We start from the raw sequence: 22267 nt of genomic DNA, 5'->3' as shown, positions 1-22267 counted from the left end.
TTAAACTAACTTCATGAGAAAAATTTAGAGCTTCTACAGCCCTAAAATTCCTTGCCATCCTGTAATATAGAATTCCTCTAAGTCTTTCAAATACTTCATCGCCCGTTCCTTCTCCATATCATGAACAACCATTTCAAAAAATCCGGAAAATAAGCTGCTGGCAAGTATATGACATAACTGTTTATCAATCTTCCGAACGGAATATCCCAACGATTGCAATGTGGATATAAACTGATAAGTTGATTTTACTTCGACTTCTACCATTCTGTGAATATAATTTTCATATTTCGTTCCTTCCGCACAACAGATAATCAATTTAAATGCGTCAAAATGATCATAGATATATTCTGCCATCCATTTCATTGCATTTCCAGACATCTTACCCATTTGTTCACATTGTTTCTCCGCAGACAATTCAGAAAAGGCAATCTGAGCTTCCATAAATTTGTCCATAACTGTCTTTGCCGGTTCTTCTACCAAATCAGAAAACAATGCTTCTTTATTGGGATAATAACCATAAAATGCCCCCGTCGTTACTCCGGCCTCCTTCACAATCTTACGAAGGGATGCTGACTTAAAGCCTTTTGTAAGGAATTCCTTCTTTCCGGCTTCTAAAATATTTTGTTTCGTAAACAATTCATCCTGACTCAAAATCTCACCTCTATATAACACTGTTATATTATATATTATTCAACTATTTCCGTCAAGTACGGATTTTTTCTAAAATCGTTTCATATTAAGGTTAAACCTTCTGTTTTATATTTTCTTGCTTATGCTGTATCCTTCTTCAAATATATCATTTAGAAAATCACGTTCAAGTCTTAATGTATCATTGGGTTTAAAATCTGTTTTGGGCTCAATGATTATAATATCATCCATTGAATATATGGTTTTTATATAATCCGGTACCCGATAATTTTTGTGAAAAACGATAAGATATAACCTATCTACATTATTTTTTATAAACGGATTGAGAAAATCATTATTTGCAATTCCCCCATCTAAATTATATCCTTCATATACATTCAACTTTAAATCTTCATAAAAATTCTTTCGCATGACCGAAGAATCAAAGTTATTCTTAACATCTTCAATAGAATTATATTCTTTCATCCGATATGGAAGCAGTGAACTATATTTTACAGCCTTAAGCTTACATTCATCTGAAACTTTAGTTATATCTACAACCATTTCTTTAAACTCTTTGTTTTGGACATGAACATAGTTCACATATATGTTTTTTACCGTTTCATTTAAACCTTCTAATTTACTTAAATAATCGATAATACCCTGATTATCAATTACTTTATCAGACGTCATACCTTCGTTGAAATTCTTAAATCTGTTTTTTAACCAAAAATTTTTCAATTCTTCTATTTGATTTTTATAAATAAAATAGCTGTTGATAGCACCTATTGATGTCCCGGATATTATATCAAATTTATATCCCTTCTCATATAAACCGTATATCACTCCTGCCTGAAAAGCTCCTTTAGCTCCTCCCCCTTGTAAAAATAACCCATTCATGTCTTTTATACCTCCTTCATATTCTTATGTATTTGGACATCTCCACTTAATATTTTAACAAAAAATGGCGTTAATATAAAAACAATATTTTTTAATGTAATATAATCCCTAATTTCAGAACTATTTTGGAACGTTCCCTTTTATTCTGGTAAATAAAGCAATAAATTAAAGAGGAAATATTAAAAATATATAGAAGTATATTTATATATTTTTTATGTAAAAGGGAGGGGATATAGTGACTAAGCTTAAAATATTAGTTCCGTTAAACTTTATATTAGTCCTATTCAATTTTATTTTTATATTAAAAAATTTTTTTATAAGTTATAAGGGAAGTGCGAAATCTTATAAGAATATAATATTCATTGTTCTGCTTGTTATTAGTATAATATTGTCGGCGACCTATGTTCTTGAAGGAAAAAGAGGCATAGATATTATAAATGCCTTAAACAACCCGGAAGGCTTCAATTTGACAAAAGAGGAAGAGAAAACCTACCAAATGGATTTAGACAGAATTTCAGCTAAAATACCCAAAAGCACAATCATTTGCTATATTCTCTCGGCAGTTGCCTATTTGCAGTATGCAAACATTCAAAGTGAAAGAAAGAAAAATTTAAGAAAAACACAAGGTTGGGATTTCAGCAAAATAAAAAAAGATTAAATTTAAGTATTATAAGAAAAAATAAATAAAAAACTGTTGCCAAATAATATTAAATACATTCGATTTTTATAGGAATTAAAAAATTCCCTGTTTTAGTATATTAAGGAATTTTTCATTAAAACCCATTTAAATCAAGTATACATCGAAAAAATATGATTTTTTTATGATTATAATCAAAAAATTTTATGAATATAATTTCTTATTTTGGAGATTATAAGCTATGTAAGGTTCGTAAAAAGCATCCGGTAAATCTTTTAGGCGGCTCTTTAATGAGTACCCTATAAAGATAATCAGAGACAGTGTTTAATCTGATTGATTTGATACTTCTTTGATGAAAATAATATATCTCCAATATTTTATATGGTCCGTAATGGATCCATATAGATAATAGATATATTACAAACTGGATCCATTACGGACTTTACTTTTTTTATAACCTATACACTCCAGCCCAAGCTTTCTTGCTGAATACGATACATTTTTTCATACAAACCTTTGTTTTTCATCAAAGTATCATGGTTACCTTCTTCCACCAGCATACCCTCGTCTAATACAATAATTTTATCGGCACCAGCAATGGTTCTTAACCTATGGGCAATGACAATCACTGTCTTCCCTTCAATCACCTTAGAGATAGCCTGTTGAATCAATACCTCATTTTCCGGATCAAGAGACGCCGTAGCTTCATCCAAAAGAATAATAGGTGCATTTTTCAGAAGTGCACGGGCAATTGAAATTCGTTGCCGTTCACCTCCAGAAAGAGTACTGCCATTCTCGCCGAGCATAGTCTGATAACCGTCCGGCAATTCATTTACAAATTCATCACAGCGTGCTGCCCGTGCAGCAGCCATAACCTGTTCTTCCGTCGCATCCATATTTCCGATACGGATGTTGTTATAAACCGTATCATTAAAAAGAATAACATCCTGAAATACGAAGGACATATAACTCATCAAATGTTCGGGATCGAGAGTTTTCACATCGACACCGCCGATTTTAACACATCCTTGATTGACATCCCAAAACCGTGCAATCAGCCTTGAAATAGTACTTTTTCCGCAACCTGAAGGTCCTACTAACGCTGTAATAGCATCGGATGGAATGGACACCGTCAGATTTTTGATTACCGCATCTTCCCGAGGATTTCTGGTATTGTAGCTGAAAGACACATTTTCGAAATCAATATTCCATCTCGTAATCTGCTTTTCCGTATCCCCTTCCATTATAGGAGTAGTCATCAATGCGCGCATACGTTTTGTGGCGGCACGATGATAAAAAAGCTCTGGAAGAAGAGTAAGCTCAACGATAACCGGACCGTAAATTCGGACGACGATAACAAAAAACATCAGCAGGGGAATCAATTCAATTTCCCCATTCGTCAATAAGTGAACACCTACAAAAACAGTAAGTCCTACTCCGGCCTGTAGAATCATCTGAGCCCCGGTGACAAATATCCCTGTACCAAATTCCATTTTAATAGCCATTTTTTTCATCAGACGCAGTGCGTTATCCAATGCCGAAAATTTGGAGCCATCCAATCCGCAGGCTTTAATGACCTTAATTCCTTCCAAATATTCCTGCACCTGACCGGAGGCCTTCAGCTTTGCTTCCACATGCTTTTCACTTAACATGTTCTGAATTTTTTTACTGCCTAAAATGATAAAAAAGGATATAGGAACGGTACAAAAAACGGCAAGTGCCATTCTCCAATCAAAAATAGCAAGCATGGCGCAAATAAGCGTAATGGAAACTGCATTAGCACACAATTGAGGTATAATATGGCTCAATACATGTTCGGTGGTAGAACAGTCGGCCATGATGTTTGTGGTAAGTTCCGTGAGATCTTTAGAATTAAAAAAATTCATGGGCAATTTCCGTATACGTTCCGCAACACTGATTCTTGAATTTTCGGCTTCTAAGTATGATGTCACATATGTTTTTTTATAGTCATTTTTGTTGGCGATAAACACTAAAATTCCGGCAACGATACCGCACCCTAAAAAAAACCACATCCGTGTCCAGGAAATTTCCTGCCCCATAAGAGGCTTTAACAGCTCGGTAAAAATCTGAATAGTTACGGCAAAAGGTAACATTAATGCAAGATTTGTAATGGTGCAAGCAGTAATCGCCCTCTTTAAATCCGAGTATCCTTTATCTGTCAGCATTAAAAAGTCCTTAAGTTTATGCATGAACCCTATCCCCCCTTTTGTTTATTTTCCAATTAAGTGATTGGGTATACATATTCCACATGTGAAAATACTTACCCTCTATTGCAATGAGTTCGTCATGGCTTCCCTGTTCAATAAGTCGGCCCTTATCCATTACTATTATTTTATTGGCACTGCGTATTGTTGACAATCGATGGGCTATCATGATTACCGTCTTGCCCTGCATCAGTTTTTCAAAAGCCCGTTGAATCAGATATTCGTTCTCGGGATCAGAAAATGCAGTGGCCTCGTCCAGTACGACAATGGGTGCATCCTTCACTATAGCTCTTGCAATGGCAATACGCTGTTGTTCTCCTCCTGAAAGATGCACTCCTCTTGTACCTATAACAGTATGATACTTGTCAGGCAATTTTTCAATGAACTCGTGACATTGAGCCGCCCTGGCAGCAGCCACTACCTGTTCATCCGTAGCATTTTGATTCCCAATTCGAATATTATCAAGTATACTTTGTTTAAAAAGGAATACATCCTGAAATACAAAGCTGACTTTCTCCATCAGGTATTCACTCTTCATGTCCTTTATATCCACCCCTCCGATTTTAATGCTTCCTCCTAATACGTCAAAAAAGCGAGGGATAAGATGTGCAACGGTACTTTTTCCTCCACCTGACGGACCGACAATAGCCGTAATTTGATTTTCTTCTGCCCGAAATGAGACATCGGACAAGGCTGCGGCTTCCTGTCCTGTATATGAAAAAAACACATTTTCAAAAACAATTTCATATTGATCGATTGTTTTAGGATTTATCGGCTGTGGTAGATGCGGTTCGCTTAAAATTTTGTCCATACGTTCTACGCCCCCCATTATCTGCATTCCGTTGCTTGAAACATACATGATCTTCAACATCACCGTAGCAATAGATGGTACAAATATCAGATAAAAAATAAACTTACTGGCAAAAAGCACATAATCTGTTGTATGAATTCCGATTAAGATACCAACGGGTATTAGAAATAGATAAATATTGTTGACGATAGTAGTAAAGGCTGACATGTAATTTTCCCAGCTCAACGTATAGGGAATGACCATATTGGTGTATTCCTTAATAGCGCTATGCATCCTGCGAAAGGAATACACTGTCTGTCTGAAAGCTTTAACCACAGTAATACCTCGAATATATTCCACCGCAGCGTTGTTCATATCTTCCATCGAATCCTGATATTTTTCCATCATAGCCTTAGCTCCTTCGTTGCCATATGCTTTCATTTCAATTACAAAGGCAATGGCAACACCTAATATGGCCGACAATCCAAAACGCCAGTCTACGGAAAGTAAAATGGCAATCATCACCGCCGGTGCCACAAAAGATGCTACAATATCCGGAAGCTGGTGGGCAATAAACCCCTCGATCTTTTCAATATTCTCATCCATAATTTTACGCAGTTTACCGCTACCTACAAGTACGTGAAACCCTAAGGGTACTTTGGCAAGATAGGATGCAAAATTTACTTTTAGCTCATACAGCGTACCAAAGGCAGCTAAATGTGAACACATCAATGCAGCAAAATATAAGAGAATATTGAGAATGATGCCTCCGAAAGCTATCCATCCAAAACCGATAGCCCTCTGCATGTCAAGCTCTCCGAAGTCTGGATAAGTTCCCATGATCTCCCGTACAATATAGTAAATGGCAATGTATGGGATAAACGAGGCCACAGCGGCCAGTGCAGAAAAAATTACCGAGGAAATCATCAGTGACTTTTTCGTAGCTGCCAGCTCAAGCAGCCTTGGCATACCTGTTTTGGGTTTTGCAGTTACATTGTTTTTCTGTTTCATGACATATCCCCTTTTCTTCTTGATATTGTTATTATCCGAAATCGAATAATAAGTTAGTCTAAACTAACCTGCATATATAATTGTGCAACATATTATTTAATTATGATATCTCTACAAGAATTTTTCTATTCAAAAGGTTAGATGAAACTAACTACATTGTAAAAATACCATATAATTTACAGACCAGTCAATATATTTTTTACAAATTTCATAAAATTTTAATTTTAAATCTAAAATAGACTTCTTTTCATATTACAGCCTAATTTATCCCTATAGATTCTCAATTTATACATATCTTCCTTAGGAAAAACTAAAGGTATATACTGGAAAATATATCTGATGTTTTATTATTTATCATAAATATTTTAATAATTATTGCTGTAATATCTATAAGCGTAAAAGTTACCTCTTTGATTCTTAACAATAAAGAGTATTGAAAATGGCTGAACAAAAGGTTTTATGGGGACGGTTTGGAATAAATAACGCAAAAAACCATCCCCTTCTACTATTTATTTTGCTTTTCTAACGGGAACATAAATATCCATGACTGTATCTTTTCTGTAATGACAACGTTCATCGTAGAATTCAAAATCGAGTTTGCTTTCATCATAAATATATCCACTTTCTTTAAACCAATCTTCAAAAATATATTTCCATGTGCCTGCAATAATTTCCGCAAACTCCTTTTGTTCTTTATCCTTTGTAGTATCAACGGGAGTCGTCGTAAAAACGGCATATTCGGCTTCCGGAACTTTTACTGTTATCATGTCTTCTTCTACCTTTGAAAAGTCATCGACAATTACACCTAAAAGATATATTGCATTTCCGTCTTCAGACAATGGAACACACAATCCCACTTCACCATGCTTAGGTGGATTTAAAATTTTGTACATTTTATTTTCTAAATTTTCACCATTGTAATTGACCCAGAAGGATGCAATATCTTTTGTATATGTTGCCCCAGTAATATTGGTCTTAATTCCATAGCCGGCAACTTTAAATGCAGTTTTCTTTACAATAACAGGATTCATAATATAACCTCCAATTTCAAATGTTATTTTTGTATCAGCATATCCAGTCATTCGTGTCATATACTCCGTAGGGCTATAGCCAAATGTTTTACGAAAAGCTTTGGTAAAACCGCCAGGTGTTTCAAATCCATAGTCCAAAGCAATATCAATAATTTTTCTGCCTTTGAATAATTCTACTGCTGCTAAAGATAATCTGCGCCATCTAATGTATTCCATAACGGACATACCTTTACATAGGCTAAAAACTCTACAAAAATGATAGAGAGAATACCCGGATTGATTAGCAACTTCTTCAATGGTAATATTTTCTTTGATATGTTCTTCAATGAATTTAATACACTTCTCAATATCTTTTCTATAATTCAATGCCAACTTCACCAACCTTCCCTATGCGGTAATTTTATTATAACAATAGCTTTGAAAAAAAGCTGTTCCTGTTTTGCTAAATATTAAATATAAAAACAAAAACACTAAGATTTTTATCTTAATGTCTTTGAATTCTCTCGCTCAGCAATATATTGCTCTACTTCTTCTTTAGTAAGGAACTTAATTTTTGTATTTGGAAAATCTTTATATTCGTCTTTAATGTAAATAGGTTTCATTGACTCACATTTTTTATCTTTATTCTTTGCAAGATAAGCTGCTAATTCTGAAACTGTTGAAAATATCTTATATGACTTTCTTCCTTTTATGTTAACTATTTCATAAATTCCGCAGGGTTTCTTTGTAGAATAATCTGCCGTTCTTAAATATAACTTTGCTATCTCTAAAGACTTAAAGGGAAAATTCCATCTTTGCACATTTCTTTTTTTATCCATATCAATGCAAATACATCTCCCACAAGTTCCGCAAATATATTGCTTATGATTTTCCAAACACTTTCTTGCTTCCAGTAAAGGTGTGATGCGACTGTTCTCGCTGTAACATTCTATACATTCCATAAACTTTAACCCTCACTAAATATAAATTTTTCTTTTTCTCTCTTTCTTACTATCCTATCATAATTACATTTAATTTTCATTCAAATTTATAAAATCATTCTATAGTATCTATTTTGCTATCAAAATATCGTCTCTTTAAACCATCTCCCCTTGTGTTTAGTAGCCTTTCTTATATATTGAACATATTATATATAAAATTGGAGGGATATAAATGAGTAAAAACTCTTATAAAGCAAACATTACAATGAAAGAAATTAATAAAACATTTAAACATGACGATGTTAAAGTGATGACACTTAATATCAAATATCCGAAAGTAAGCATAGAACATAATTCATATTCAGAGCATCTTATCAACAATCAAATAACTATGAATGTCAACGGATATGTAAAATATACCGATTATTTGCATGAACAGGCCATTAAAACTTATATTGACTCACAGACTGACGGTTTTCCATTTCATCCTTACGAAGCTTATATGAAATATAACATAGCTTATAATGAGAATTGTTTTTTAAGTGTATATATTGACAAGTATGAGTTCACGGGAGGTGCCCATGGAAGTACGGTGAGAAGCTCGGATACATGGGAGCTATCCAGCGGCACGAATATACCTCTTTATACTTTCTTCAAACGAGGTACAGATTATGAACGTCTGCTTACCGAAGAAATAATAAAACAGGCAGAATATAACATGAAACAGAATCCGGGCATATATTTTGATGACTATAAAAATTTAATATTAAAAAATTTTAATCAGCAAAATTTTTATCTTACCCCTCAAGGATTGGTTATCTACTATCAACAATATGATATTGCTCCTTATTCTACCGGCATTGTTGAATTTACAATTCCTTACAAAACAATAGGGTGGTATCCAAAATGCTGATAAAAATAAAATAAACCAAAGAGGTGTTTTATCGGTAACAGATGAAACACCTCTTTGAATATCGGTATTTGACTTATCCTTTTTCAGCCATTCTCTTGGTCTTATGTTTCTTTCGGCTTAAACTATTTTAAAATAGACCGCATTGGTAATAATTTTTCCATTTATCAATTTCAGAATTATTGTCAATCTTAAGAAGTGAAAATATCTGGGCAGCAAATTCAACCGCTGCTGTTTCATTAGCTGTAATAATATTGTTATCCATAACAACCTGTTTGGTTTGAAACTTATCATGTCCTTTGTATCCCTCAAGTACCTTGAAATAATCAAAGGTATCACCTGTATGATATACTTCATCTAAAAAACCGTTTTTAGCTAAAAATTGAGTAGCACCACATATAGCGGCAATGGGAACATTCATTTCATAACCGCTTTTTACAAAATCTATAATCTGATGATAATCATTTTCTTTCCATCTCAGTCCTCCCGGAAGGATGATAAGGGCACAATGTGAAAAATCAAAATATTCTCCAATTAAAAGATCCACTTCTGCCTTAATTCCACCAATAGATTGCTTAGGTTTATTATCAATTGCAATTGTTTTAACAGTATATTTTTCGGAAGAATTAATTTCCGCAATTGCATAAGCTGCTTCCCAATCTGCCCATAAATCCGTTAATACAAGTAAAACGTCTTTACTTTTCATACGATACCTCCAGTAGAGAGACCCAATAAAAAGGCTCTCTGAATTTAGTCGTTAACTGATATTTTTTTGTTGCTGTGATAGATATTCTTGGAGAACAAGCTGGGGATATATAGCATTCACAGCAGGAGTCTGAATACCGGCACCAAATTTTATTTATTGCCTATTATAAAATCTGACATTTTAAGCTCTGTCCATTCTCTCTTTTCAGTAGGGTCATTATCTCCATAAAGTGTTATATTGCCTTCTTTATCTATAACAGCTTTTATTTCCATATTCATTTCCTTTTGTTGCAAATATTCATCATAGTATGTTTTATAATTGGGATCATTCTTTTCTTTGGCTTCCTTAATATAACCTACAGTATCAGGATCTTTATCATAATTCTTATATATAATTTTATAATTTAATACCCCTTCCACCGTATCATCTTTAGCATCTTCTTTGTAATCCGTAATTTCATAGGAGATTAATTCATAGTAGGGTGAAAATGTATCTTTTGCTTCTTTCCATAGATAATCTTCTATTTTTTTATAAGAAGCACTTTTTGTGTTTTTACTCTCCGTAGTATTATCTATAGGACTATCATCTATGCTCTCCTTTTGTCCAATATCCTTACTACATGAAGATAGTATAAAGACTGTTATAATACATAGTATCATGAGTAAATACTTTTTTTTGTTGTTTTTCACTTCACCGATGGCTCCTTTCTCCATAAAATATTATTTCATTTTTCGGTATCTTTCTAATCTATCCCTTGTATTTCAAAATATTTTGATTCAATACCGTCTTCAACAAATGTTTCAATTTCAGAAAATCCGACTTTCTTTAACAAACCTATTGAACCATAATTATTAGAATATGTAAATGCTCCAATTTTTTCTATGTCAAACTTATCAAATATTTCTTTTAAAAAAGTGTTTGCAGCTTCTGTTGCTATGCCTTTGCCCCAGAGTTCTTTTTCAAAGATGACAACACTTATCATAGCTGATTTCTCATCGCTTTCATCTATGTTATAACACCAGATATCTCCGATATATTTTCCTTTAAAATAAATTACTTTGCCGTAGCTCAGAGCATCTTCTCTCAAAGACTCTTTAAACAATATCAATGCTTTTTCTAAAGATTCAATACTAAATGGAAACAATCTTCTTATTTCTTCGTCTTGGGTTTTCTCCCAAAAAGTAATAACATGATCCCTTGTTCTTCTTTTTAATATTATATCCATAAATATCACCCTTTCATCAATATATGTCAATTTTTCCTGACTCTATCGGTATGTATTTTATAATTATTAACAATATCTGATACCTCAACTCTTTCATATAAAAACTTCGAAGATTCCGTACCGTAAATCCACTGTCTGAAATATTTTGTTAAATTAATGCCTGATATTTCTTGAGGTCAATAATGCTAACTTGCTGAGTTTTTCTAAGCCCTAATATAAATCTTTCTTTATTAAATGCATCCTTGCAAAATCTCTTTCTTCATAATAAACTTCACCTAAGTCAATATAGCCCTTTTCTTTGAACCAGTTAAGAGTTCCATTGGGAAAAACAACATATTCCGACACTATTGCAACTAACGATTTATAGTTTAAAGATGATAACTTTTCTTCCAATTTTTTTAATGGATAACTTCTAAAATCATGCTCTTCTCCCGAAAGATAAGAACAAGTTAAAAATGCAATATCTTTGCCTTTAATTATCGGGTATGGAACAGCCAATGACGGTACAAATTCTGCCCCGCCTACACATTTATTATTGTAATAATGCAGCACTCCTAAATATGGCAAGTTGAACTCTTTTCTTATCTGCTTAATCCATTCAGCCTTACTATAACAGCAACTTGTTTTTTGAGATGGAGCACAGCAAATACATGTGTCAAAAATATTTTTTTCTGTAAGCATCTCAACATTTCCTTTTATTATATGTTTACCTAAATCAACCTTATAAGGCTTATTTTCTGGGATATTACCTTCAGCTATAGATTGAATTGTACTTAAAGAAATAGGCCCGTTCCACCTAATTTTATTATCAAATACAACCAATGTCGGAGAATACATATTCATTCTTTTAGCTATATCGTATTCTTTTGAAATATCATAGAAACTAATATCGTATTTTCCCTTACACATCAGTTTATATAACAAATTTCTTGCTAAACTATTATGCGGACACTGATCAGACCAACAATATAAATCAATCTTAGTCGTAACTATTCCCCCTACCATCTTCCGTTAAATTTTGATTTCCCTTATATTATGTTTTTTAAAGCAACTTTTGAAATTCTTATTTTATTCTATCATATCCGCGGACTCTTTCTACCCTAATTATTGATAAAATTATATTCTAAAATTAATTCCACAGTCTTAGTTTCACCTCTTTTTAACAATCTTCAATTTTGCCATAAGTTCAGAATTTTCAGTAAATTTACTGTAATATTTACATAAAAAAAATAATAGCTTCATTTATATGATTTTGTGATATTTTATCGGACAATATTAAACAGATGATTAACTTATTATTATTTTTAAAAATTATAAATCCTCCTTTGTATGGTTTTATATTAATCATATTATACCAAATTAAGGAGGGCTTTGCTCATACCACTATTATGTATGGAACAACCTTTGTGTTGTTCCGGATTTTATAGAGCTATGCTGTTTTTAAATTCATAATTTTTATTTTCTATTATATTTCTTATTTCAAACCAGTCTGATACACGGGTAATATTATGGAGCAAAGGTCCTTTGTTATAGTTACAGTCCACAAGGAGCACTTCAAATCCGGATTGAGCAAGTTGAATTGCATTTTCATATCTGTCTTCTATAAATATATCACAGTTTAAAGCCTTTGCAGTACTAACTTTGTTATGGCTTCCCAATAATGTCAATGAATCCATTGGTATTTTATAGTGGTCAAACCATATATGAGTTACATATTTCATTCTTTTTTCTCTGGCACTGACAAAGTGAATATTGTGTTTTTGGTATAAGCTATCTATAACATTTTTTGCACCTTTTCTGATTCTGCATTCCAAATGTAATGCTTCCCCATATAAATCATAAAATAAATCATAATCAGCTTTATCTACTCCTAAAATTTTATATATATCATATACAGTTACATCATTAGGAGTGATTGTAGTATTGAAATATCGATTTACTATAGGAATCCAATCATATGCTTCAGTAACAGTCCCATCAATATCAATGCATAAATTTAACTCTTTCATTAATTCACCTCCTTTTATTTTTTGATTATACACTATGAATATAAAGATATTTTTAATAAAATATTAAATTTAAGTAAACTTATATATAAAAAAATTTCTATTAAAATACTAATAAACTAAGGAAACCTTTTTTGAGACCCATTTACGCAAAGTATAGATTGCCGAATTGAAGATTTAATCAAAAATTAATTGATGACTTCAGTACTACATAGTATAATATGGTAAGTAATGCACAGACCTGTTATCTCAGTATCAACAAAAAATTAATAAATAAGACGGAGGCTTAATTATGTTAAAAGGAACTAATATAAGAATAAGGCCATTAGAAAAAGAGGATCTTGATTGTTTTTATTTGTGGTTACAGGACCAAACACATCTCGGAGAATTTATGGATATGCAAATGGTGTATAAAGAACAGTTTTTCGAATTATTCAATAAAAGTATAGGGAATCCTTCCAGGTTTTATGCAATCATTGAAGATAAAGAAGGCAAGCCATTAGGCGAAATCAATTTTATAAGAGTTTTGGGCAGTAGTACAACCCTTGAAATTGGTTTACTCATTGCAGAAAAATCGGCAAGAGGAAAAGGAATTGGTACAGAATCTTTAAGACTTTTTGTGAATTATCTTTTTAAGACTCAAAACATTATGAGAATTCAATATAAAACCAGAGTTGACAATATAGGGATGAAAAAGATTGGTGAAAAAATCGGATTTCAGCAGGAGGCAATATTAAAGAAGTATGAATTTGTACAAGGTGATTACAGAGACTTTTACTTAATGGCTATTACGAGAGATAATTGGAAGTTAGATGAATAAAATTAAGAAGTTAGAAACCATAATAAGAGGCTGTCGCATTAGCGGTTGAAAACTGCCGGTGCCCAGCCATGCTTTTCGTTTTAAAGAATGTAGATTAAAACCAGCAGTTTTATGATAAGCTCAGAATTTTTGGCCGATCTTCCTTCCATAATACTTATCCGTAGTTCAAGTAATTTTGTTATAAAACTTAAATCTATGGAATTATTTATTAATTTTAGTATATGATTTTGAGGTATTTTATTATATAATATTGAGTAGATGCTTAACTGATTATTTTTGTCTTTAAGCATAGTAAATCCTCCTTTTTGGTATGGTTTCTTATCAATTCCATTATACTAAATTAAGGAGGATTTTGCTTTTCATATTTAATTGATTCTAACTATCTTACATATTATTACATCGTTTTTCAGTGATCTCAAACCGTCCCCTTGTGCTGCCCATGTTATTGTAAAACAGCTTCTTCTATTGTCGAACCGTATTTTTCCTTGAAATAATCCTGAAGAGATTTTATCTCTTCTGCTGCTTTTTCTGCGGCAGAGTCCCATCTGCCCGAACTCTTCATTTTTTCGGTAACATCATTATGGTCCCCGTCTTCCACTTTTGATAGCTCATCTTTTTCTAAATCATAATAGTAGTAATATGCCGTTCCCATTGCGGAAACATAATAATATTTTTCTACAGTATTTGTTGAATAATCAAATTTGTAATAATCTTTAGTTTCATTTCCCTTTAAATCGGTCTTTACAAAATCGGCATAACCGTCTTCACCCTTTTTAATCGATATATTTAGGCCTGATTCTTCAAAAGGACTGTTTTTCAAGTCCAAGTACACTAAAAGACCGTCTTTCTCCTCAAACTTTGATTCCTTTGGGGTATTATCTGCAGGTACATTACTCTGCTCATTCTCATTTTTATTCCCGCAGCCTGACATTATACCCATTGCTAATACAACTATCAATAATAATATACTTTTTTTCATACCATTTTCCTCCTTTTTATCTATTTATATCAAGCAAACTTTTTATACTTGCATTAATATCCGTCTTTGATATTTGACTGATTTTTATATATTCGCTGTCCATCTTTTTTGCTAATTCCTTTGCAAACCCATATTCAATATAGTTTCTTTCCGTATCGATTACCATAGTTTTAATGCCTTCATTCCTTATTTTTTCTCCCATGATAAAGGCATCTTCCAAAGCATTTTCCGATTTCAGAGGAACATTTGCCTTCCCGTCGGAAACTATAATAAGATATTGCAAAGAATCGGGATTTTTTATCTTATCTGCTTTAAGAACCTGATATGTGCTGTAAAGCCCTGCGGCTAAGGGTGTTTTCCCTCCCGTAGGCAATTTTTTGAGGCATTTTTCGGCTAAGTCCACACTTCTTGTAATATTCAATAGTACTTCTGCCTTATCTTTTCTGAAGGCAATAACGCCAATATTGTCCCTCTTCTGATACGCATCTTTTAATAATGAAAGCACCGCTCCCTTTACAGCTCCCATCCTTCTCTTTGCTCCCATAGAGCCGCTTGCATCTACCGTAAATAAAATCGTTGCCCCTGTATGTTTCTCTCTGACCTTTTCTCGTATATCCTGAGACTTTATGCATATAGCCATCCCCTTTTTATCCCTGTTTCTCTGATTACAGGCCGCTACCCTAAGAGTGGCATCAAAAGCTATATCCTTTACTTTTCCCTTAGGCATCTTGTACTTTACATATCTTCCTTTACTGCTATCCGTCTTTACTTTGGCTCTCTTTCCCGAACCTTTATTGCTGAATTTTTTTCCGAAGTCCATATTAATATTTATCTTTTGCTTTCCGCCTACAATGTCCTCTATACTTTCTTTTATTCCTTCTTTTTTAGTATCTGAAGTCATATTTTCTTCTTCAGGTAAAGGTTTCTGAACTGTATCGCTATCCTCCCTCGGAGAATTTTCGGTATTGTTTCTTTCCATTCTATTATCATCCATAGATGTTTCTGACTCTTCAAGAGGTGTCAATTCTCTTATTCTATGAGGCAGTACATAAGATGCTGCTTCTTTAATATCATCTTCCATTATCCTATTTCTTTGATTAAAAGCCGCTATAGCTTTGGCGGTTTCAATTAATATTATATCTGCCCTGTGTCCCAAACAATTCCCCTGCTTTGCCAGGCCCACTGCAAATCCGTAATCCTCATCCTCTACTTTAATCCTCTTTATTATTTCTTTGCCCATATCAATTATTTCTTTTATCTTTATATCTTTCTTTTCCCATTTTAAACAAAATTTCTTAGGGTTCTTTTCATATTCCAACCGCCTTCTAATAATTTCTGTTCTATTCTCTACATTTGTTTCTCCTTTAGCTTCCACATACAAACCGAACTTGTCCAACAACTGAGGTCTTAAAAGACCTTCTTCTGGGTTCATGGAACCTACCAATATAAATTTTGAAGGATGGCTATATGATATTCCCTCCCGTTCTACTACATTAATTCCGGTGGATAAAACTTCTAAAAGTATATTTACGATATGCTCGCTTAATAAGTTTATTTCGTCAACATACAATATCTGATTATGGGCTTTATATAGAATTCCCTTTTCAAATGTTTTTTGCCCATCATTTACGGCCTTTTTTATGTCTATACTTCCCACAAGCCTATCTTCGGTAATATTTAAAGGCAGCTCCACTACATCCATAGAATCAATTATATTTGAAAATCCTCTTACCAATGTAGACTTAGCTGTCCCCTTTTCTCCGCTTATAAGAACCCCGCCTATGTTCGGATTAATTATATTCAGTATCAAAGCCCTTTTAATCCTATCCTGACCCAATACCGCCGAAAAAGGAAAACAATTGCTAAACATAGTTAAACCTCATTCCTTTCCGTTTACAACACCGATTTTTCAATAATATCATTGATTCTGTCAAAATCAATGACTCCCTCCTCGAATGGTTTTTTTCTCATTCTATGGGGAAGGGACAGCTTTGCGGCTATAAAAAGATCTTCTTTATCTACCTTTGTATCTCCTCTGTAAGCAGCATTGGTTACTGCTGCCTTCATAAAAGTTATATCCGCCCTATGACCGTCTACTTTCATGGCTATGGCAATTTCTGCTGCAACACTTAAGCATCCTTCCGAATAAACCACATCATTTAATATTTTCTTCGCATTTTCCATCCGACCGGCCAATTCTTTCTGTTCATTTTCATATTCTTTTACGAATTTTTTGGGATCTGCCTCGAAACTAAGTCTTCGTTTAATTACTTCAACCCGTGAATCAACATCTCTTTCACCCCGTACATCCACCACAAGTCCAAACCTGTCTATGAGCTGAGGCCGCAAATCCCCTTCTTCAGGATTCATGGTTCCTATCAGGACAAATCTTGAGGGGTGAGTATAGGAGATTCCTTCTCTTTCAATGGAGTTAACCCCCATAGCTGCTGCGTCTAACAGTACATCAACCACATGGTCATCCAAAAGATTTACCTCATCTACATATAAAATATTTCTGTTGGCTTCCGCCAAGATTCCCGGTTCAAATCTTTTCTCTCCTTTTTTTATTGCCTGCTCTATATCCAATGTCCCCACAACCCTGTCTTCCGTGGCACTGACGGGGAGGTTAATCACTCTCATTTTCCCTTTTTTGATTTTTCCGGTTTCTTTGTTGAAATTAGCCCTGCAGTTTTCGCACCAAAAGCTATCATCATTAGGGTCACAGGAAAAAATACAGTCTGCTATTTGTTCCCTCTCAGGAAGAATATCCGCCAGTGCTCTTACTGCCGTAGATTTTGCTGTTCCTTTCTCCCCTCTTATCAGAACCCCATTTAAACGAGGATTTATAATATTTAATATCAAAGCCTTCTTCATATCTTCTTGTCCCACTATAGCAGAAAAAGGATATATCAACCCGTTGTTTTCCATATATATTTGCATCCTTTCTTTATAAATTCTCTTCAATATTGCCCTCAAGTTCCAAATAGAGCTCTTTAATCTTGTCTATCTTTTCTTTATCCGCCTTCCAATATCCTCTGTTGTAATACTCCGTCATCTGCTCAAGTATATCCATATAAGCGAAGGGATTATTCTCAATAAGCCTTTTCCTAAGTTCTTCATTATCCACATAGGAATCATACATATCCTCATAAATCCACTCTTCCACACTATTTGTAGTTGCCGCAAGGCCTAAAACATTTTCAAATCTGTCGGCAATTTTCTGAACGCCGTGATATTTGTGCTCGAGCATTCCGTCAATCCATTTTGGGTTTAATACCCTTGTCCTTATTCCTCTTTCTATGGATTTCTCCACACTTTCGCTGAGAACCCTGTCCCCTGTCGTATCGGTTATATACATTTTGGCTTTTTGCCCCTTTACCATTTCCACTGATTTCGATAATCCTCCGAAGTATTCGTAATAATGATCCAAATCCGTAATTTCATATTCATGATTGCTTCTTATTTGAGAAATAATCTCTACGGTTTTCAGGTTTTCTTCATAAAGCCCTTCTACTCTTTTACCATGAACCTTTCCGTTATACACATGTTGCAGACTGTCTATATAAGCTTTCCCCAACTGTTCTTCTTTTTCCCAATTTTTTGTTTCTATTATCTTGGTTATTCCCGTACCGTAGCTTCCTTCCTTAGGGCCGAATACCCTGGAAATAGCCAGTTCTTTTGCTTCCTCTTCATCATAGCCTTTATCAAGAAGCTTTTTGTATATTCTTTTTGAATTCCTTTTGAAATAATTTTCCTCATCACTTTCGTCCGATTTCCAAAGCCTTTCAAATATCTCATTAAGGCTTACTATCAAATTCGGAAACATGTCTCTGAAAAAACCGCATATATTTATTGTTACATCTATTCTGGGCCTTTCCAGTTCTTCAATGGGAATAATGTCATATTTTGGATCCCATTCATTGCTGCTCTCCGAAACCCTGACCCCCAGATAGGCTAAAATCTGGGAAAAAGTTTCTCCCTGAGTCCTCGAAGTTTCGAGCCCCCACAGCACCACGGCAGTAGATAAGGGATAGGAATTCTCTTCTTTTTTATAAGCATCGAGAGTATTCAAACATATCTTTTCCCCTCTCTTATATGCAATTTTAGTGGGTATAAGCCTGGGATCAAATTGATACAGATTATATCCTGAAGGCAATATTTCAGGATGCCTGTATATATCTCCCGCCAACTTTGCAGGATTATACTTTCCCTCCAATACCCTCATCAAGCCTTCCATTTCATAATTTTTTTGAGATGATTCAATAATTGTACACCCGTATTCCAAGGATTTTATAAATTCATCTTTATTATTTTCATTTATATATTTTGACTTTTTCAGCTTTCTATTTTCAAAATAATAATCAATAATTTTTTCTGCTTCTTCATCAATCTCTCTTATAGTCTCATACTGATCATTATCTAAGAGAGCATCTAAACTACATCCGTTAGCTCTTGTAATTAATTCCCTGATGCTTAAAATGCCGTTTCTGTTGTACCTCAGCAGACCTTTTGCATATTCCCTCGCTTCTTCAGGGGTATACCCTTTCCCGAATATATGGAGTCCCTTCGGTATGAGGCTTTTCTTCATTCTGTATAATTCTCCTTCTATATTATCGAGGTTCTTCGGCATATTAAGTTTTTCAGCCAGCTCCCATATACTTGATAATATATCATCGCTGCTTTGGGGAGCTAATGATAAAGACTGATGATAATTGTCTATCATTGATATTAATCCCGCAAATTCTCCGTAAAGTTCCCCTTGTACAAATACCGGCGGCTGATAACTTATTATATTTGCATAGGATCTTCTTTTAGCAATGGTCGACTCAGAGGGATTACCGCAATAATATAAATATATATGAGGAATATCCGATAGAAGCTTGTCCGGATAACAATTTCCGCTCATACCGCATTCCTTTCCTTTTAAAAATTCCAAGGTGCCGTGGGTTCCCACATGAATGATTGCATCTGCTTTGAATTCGTCTTTAATCCATTTATAGAAACCCGAATACTGATGATGGGGAGGCAAGGTTTTATCATGATATACTTTTTCAATTTCTTCATGTACTCCTCTCGTGGGCTGCAATCCTATAAATATATTCCCTTCAATTATCCCGGGAATCAAAAACTCATTATTATCGTTGACCATTATACTGCCGGGTGACGGTCCCCATTCCTTTATTATGTCTTCATAATCAGAACTTTTCTTTAATTCTTCTCTATATTTTTTATCCGGATATTTAATCATTTTTTCCCAACTATCACTGTATTTCCCTGAATTAACTATACCCCCGGCAGTAAATATCCCCATGAGTTCTTCTTTAGTGAGAGGATTTACTTTATAACCTTTATCTTTTAGATTTTTCAATATATTTTCAACAGATGAAAATGTATCTAAAAATGCTCCTCCGAATATATTACTTTCTCCAGGAGGATAATTATAGCATATAATAGCTATCCTTTTATCTTTATTTTCTTTTTTTCTAAGATTGATATATGACCTGATTCTGGATATCAATTTGTCTACTCTTTCTTCTATTATCACAAGTTCATCGGTTCTAATATCAAATTCCATGTCATATCTTGGCTCTGTCATAGCCCCGACAGGATATGTTTCGATACATCCGTCTAATTCCGGCAGCATAACGGAAATCATCATTTCTGATGTGCTGCAGCCCTGTATTGATTCTTCCCATTCCTTAATCCTTCTTCTTGACATAAAATAAGGATGAAAATACGGGACATCTGCTTTTTTTAGCAGATCTATACCTGCTTGAGGTTCTCCGCCCATGGGACCTGCTCCAAGCCTGAAGGACATGAAGTTCAGTATTATATCCACAGATGTTTTGGTGGATTTTAATATCACATCTTTAATCTTCTTTTCATTCTTTGTAAATGCTCCTGAAATTGCAATAGGAATGACATTTGCAAATTTCTCAATTCTTTTTTTGATTTCTCCGACACAGGACGATGTATCTACAGGATATTTATGGCCGTAGAAAAGAATCGCTACTGTGGGTTTTTTAATATCAAAGGGAAAGTCCTTTTCATACTCTTCATAATTTTTATAAAATCTCATAGTCTCAGGATTACATATACCAACTTCTTCTACTTCCCTCGGTTCCAGCAGTCTCGGTATTTCATTTATATTTCCATAATCCCTCAACATGAGGTAAAGCATATTGAGAATATTTGACTTATCCGCTACCTTAAAATATTTCAGTATACTAAAATAATTTTTCATATCCCTCATCTTGCCCGGCATTATTTTGCCGAGCGTTTCCGCCGTACTCTTCATCTTTTCAATGGCAGCCATATTCATTTTCTTTTTGTTTTTCCCGTCTGTCATGCCCTTCATAGTAAAACTTCCGAGACGCATATACTCTCTTGCGGAACTTCCGTAAGGAACTATATTCCCATTGCAGCTTTCAAGACCTATATATACGCTTTTCGCTATACTTGAAGGGCTTCCCATTAAATCTACAAAAACCAAATGGCTGTTTTTAATATCTTCTGCCATTTTTTTGGATTTTTCATCATTCATCTCTTCTTTTCCGTAATAAAGATTTAAATCAAGAATATTAGGATATTGTCGGTTTATCTCCTTCCCTGCTTCAATTAAGGATTTAATTCCAGGGGTTGATACAGTTATAAAAGTAATCTTCACCATAGGACCTCCCTATACTTTCTAAATGCATTCTTTCGCATAAAATCTCGGTTTTTTCGTATCTTCATCCATTGTTATTTCGGCTTTAACTTTAAAGACTTCTTCAATTGCTCCGCTTTTTAATATAATCCAGGGATCTCCTTTTGCGTATATTGGTGATCGTCAATTATAATGAGTTCGTTTGAATATCTGACCGCATGATTTATATCATGGAGTACCATGACTATAGTTATTTCTTCTTCCTTATTTAGCTTCGTTATGAGATCCATTATCTCTAATTGGTTACATATATCAAGATAAGTAGTAGGTTCATCCAGCAGAAGTATCTCCGGCTTTTGTGCAACAGACATAGCAATCCACACCCTTTGCATTTCTCCTCCTGAAAGGGTATTAATTCTTCTGTTCTGAAGCTTTATCACTCCCGTCTTCTCCATTGCCCATTGAACTATTTCACTATCTTTTCCGTCAACGGTCTCCCACCAATTTTTATAAGCATATCGCCCATATTGAACTAATCTTTTTACAGTTACATCGTTCATCGTATTATTATTTTGATTTAATATGGCTATCTTTTTAGCTACATCTTTGTTTTTCATTTTGAATATATTCTCTCCATTTAAAAAAATCTTTCCCTTTTTAGGTTTTATACTTCTGTTAATGGTCCGTATTAAAGTAGTCTTTCCACAGCCATTTGGACCAATAATAGAATAGACCTTCCCTTTTTCTATCTGTAAATTTATATCCGTTAAAACATCTTTATTTTTATAGCTTACGCTTAAACCCTCAATTGATAATATAATATTCTTATTCATC

21 protein-coding genes are annotated in these 22267 nt (G+C 33.9%); 4 read left to right on the top strand and 17 right to left on the bottom strand.

Annotated features, from left to right (window positions below):
- Positions 1-33: 33 nt before the first annotated feature.
- Positions 34-651 (bottom strand): TetR/AcrR family transcriptional regulator, encoded by a 618-nt coding sequence (locus PP176A_RS08610; protein WP_071140067.1) that lies wholly within the window; start codon positions 649-651, stop codon positions 34-36.
- Positions 652-756: 105 nt separating this feature from the next.
- Positions 757-1527 (bottom strand): patatin-like phospholipase family protein, encoded by a 771-nt coding sequence (locus PP176A_RS08605; RefSeq protein ID WP_071140066.1) that lies wholly within the window; start codon positions 1525-1527, stop codon positions 757-759.
- Between the two features lie 235 nt (positions 1528-1762).
- Here PP176A_RS08605 and PP176A_RS08600 point away from each other — a divergent pair, with 235 nt between their 5' ends.
- Positions 1763-2185, top strand: coding sequence for a hypothetical protein (locus PP176A_RS08600; RefSeq protein WP_071140065.1), 423 nt, complete (start codon positions 1763-1765; stop codon positions 2183-2185).
- 437 nt (positions 2186-2622) lie between these two features.
- Here the strand turns inward: PP176A_RS08600 and PP176A_RS08595 are convergent, their stop codons facing one another.
- Positions 2623-4374, bottom strand: coding sequence for an ABC transporter ATP-binding protein (locus tag PP176A_RS08595; protein ID WP_071140064.1), 1752 nt, complete (start codon positions 4372-4374; stop codon positions 2623-2625).
- Positions 4367-6106, bottom strand: a complete 1740-nt coding sequence (locus PP176A_RS08590; protein WP_441296105.1) for an ABC transporter ATP-binding protein — start codon at positions 6104-6106, stop codon at positions 4367-4369. Before PP176A_RS08590 ends, PP176A_RS08595 begins: the two co-directional genes overlap by 8 nt.
- On the opposite strand from PP176A_RS08590, the gene PP176A_RS16520 reads away from it, so the two are divergent.
- The gene (locus PP176A_RS16520; protein WP_234958897.1) at positions 6048-6239 is read left to right on the top strand and encodes a hypothetical protein; all 192 of its coding nucleotides are present in this window, start codon (positions 6048-6050) and stop codon (positions 6237-6239) included. The genes PP176A_RS08590 and PP176A_RS16520 overlap by 59 nt on opposite strands.
- 460 nt (positions 6240-6699) lie before the next feature.
- Here PP176A_RS16520 and PP176A_RS08585 read toward each other — a convergent pair whose 3' ends face one another.
- A complete protein-coding gene (locus tag PP176A_RS08585; protein WP_200796104.1) occupies positions 6700-7593 on the bottom strand; it encodes an AraC family transcriptional regulator in 894 nt (297 codons plus the stop codon).
- 107 nt (positions 7594-7700) lie between these two features.
- A complete protein-coding gene (locus PP176A_RS08580; RefSeq protein WP_071140062.1) occupies positions 7701-8162 on the bottom strand; it encodes a hypothetical protein in 462 nt (153 codons plus the stop codon).
- A 211-nt stretch (positions 8163-8373) separates the two neighbouring features.
- Between PP176A_RS08580 and PP176A_RS08575 the strand changes: the two genes are divergently transcribed.
- Positions 8374-9054 (top strand): DUF3298 and DUF4163 domain-containing protein, encoded by a 681-nt coding sequence (locus PP176A_RS08575; protein ID WP_083381875.1) that lies wholly within the window; start codon positions 8374-8376, stop codon positions 9052-9054.
- Positions 9055-9181: 127 nt separating this feature from the next.
- Here the strand turns inward: PP176A_RS08575 and PP176A_RS08570 are convergent, their stop codons facing one another.
- The 5 genes from PP176A_RS08570 to PP176A_RS08550 all read right to left on the bottom strand — a co-directional run bounded on the left by PP176A_RS08570 (position 9182) and on the right by PP176A_RS08550 (position 12991).
- Positions 9182-9757 carry a DJ-1/PfpI family protein gene (locus PP176A_RS08570; RefSeq protein WP_071140061.1) on the bottom strand — a complete coding sequence of 192 codons (576 nt, stop codon included), beginning with the start codon at positions 9755-9757 and terminating at the stop codon, positions 9182-9184.
- Positions 9758-9906: 149 nt separating this feature from the next.
- Positions 9907-10446 (bottom strand): hypothetical protein, encoded by a 540-nt coding sequence (locus tag PP176A_RS08565; RefSeq protein WP_114217894.1) that lies wholly within the window; start codon positions 10444-10446, stop codon positions 9907-9909.
- A 53-nt stretch (positions 10447-10499) separates the two neighbouring features.
- A complete protein-coding gene (locus PP176A_RS08560; RefSeq protein ID WP_071140059.1) occupies positions 10500-10982 on the bottom strand; it encodes a GNAT family N-acetyltransferase in 483 nt (160 codons plus the stop codon).
- A 210-nt stretch (positions 10983-11192) separates the two neighbouring features.
- Positions 11193-11987 carry a hypothetical protein gene (locus tag PP176A_RS08555; protein WP_071140058.1) on the bottom strand — a complete coding sequence of 265 codons (795 nt, stop codon included), beginning with the start codon at positions 11985-11987 and terminating at the stop codon, positions 11193-11195.
- 416 nt (positions 11988-12403) lie between these two features.
- Entirely contained in the window at positions 12404-12991 is a 588-nt protein-coding gene (locus PP176A_RS08550; protein WP_071140057.1) for a 5' nucleotidase, NT5C type, read from the bottom strand.
- Between the two features lie 289 nt (positions 12992-13280).
- Between PP176A_RS08550 and PP176A_RS08545 the strand changes: the two genes are divergently transcribed.
- Positions 13281-13808: a GNAT family N-acetyltransferase gene (locus PP176A_RS08545; protein WP_071140056.1), complete on the top strand. Its 528-nt coding sequence runs from the start codon at positions 13281-13283 to the stop codon at positions 13806-13808.
- 80 nt (positions 13809-13888) lie between these two features.
- Here PP176A_RS08545 and PP176A_RS08540 read toward each other — a convergent pair whose 3' ends face one another.
- From PP176A_RS08540 to PP176A_RS08515, 6 genes are all read right to left on the bottom strand, one after another.
- Positions 13889-14098, bottom strand: coding sequence for a hypothetical protein (locus tag PP176A_RS08540; protein ID WP_071140055.1), 210 nt, complete (start codon positions 14096-14098; stop codon positions 13889-13891).
- A gap of 152 nt (positions 14099-14250) precedes the next feature.
- The gene (locus PP176A_RS08535) at positions 14251-14787 is read right to left on the bottom strand and encodes a hypothetical protein (protein ID WP_071140054.1); all 537 of its coding nucleotides are present in this window, start codon (positions 14785-14787) and stop codon (positions 14251-14253) included.
- Positions 14788-14803: 16 nt separating this feature from the next.
- The gene (locus tag PP176A_RS08530) at positions 14804-16657 is read right to left on the bottom strand and encodes a magnesium chelatase subunit D family protein (RefSeq protein WP_071140053.1); all 1854 of its coding nucleotides are present in this window, start codon (positions 16655-16657) and stop codon (positions 14804-14806) included.
- Positions 16658-16680: 23 nt separating this feature from the next.
- On the bottom strand, positions 16681-17715 hold the full coding sequence (locus tag PP176A_RS08525) for an ATP-binding protein (RefSeq protein ID WP_071140128.1): 1035 nt from the start codon (positions 17713-17715) through the stop codon (positions 16681-16683).
- Positions 17716-17734: 19 nt separating this feature from the next.
- Positions 17735-21454 carry a magnesium chelatase subunit H gene (bchH, locus tag PP176A_RS08520; protein WP_071140052.1) on the bottom strand — a complete coding sequence of 1240 codons (3720 nt, stop codon included), beginning with the start codon at positions 21452-21454 and terminating at the stop codon, positions 17735-17737.
- A gap of 119 nt (positions 21455-21573) precedes the next feature.
- On the bottom strand, positions 21574-22266 hold the full coding sequence (locus tag PP176A_RS08515) for an ABC transporter ATP-binding protein (protein WP_200796103.1): 693 nt from the start codon (positions 22264-22266) through the stop codon (positions 21574-21576).
- Between the last annotated feature and the right edge of the window lies 1 nt (position 22267).

The organism is Sporanaerobacter sp. PP17-6a (assembly GCF_900095615.1).
Taxonomy (GTDB): Bacteria; Bacillota; Clostridia; order Tissierellales; family Acidilutibacteraceae; genus Acidilutibacter; species Acidilutibacter cellobiosedens.
Note: the sequence above shows the minus strand (reverse complement) of the source record. Positions and strands in the feature narration are given on the sequence as shown.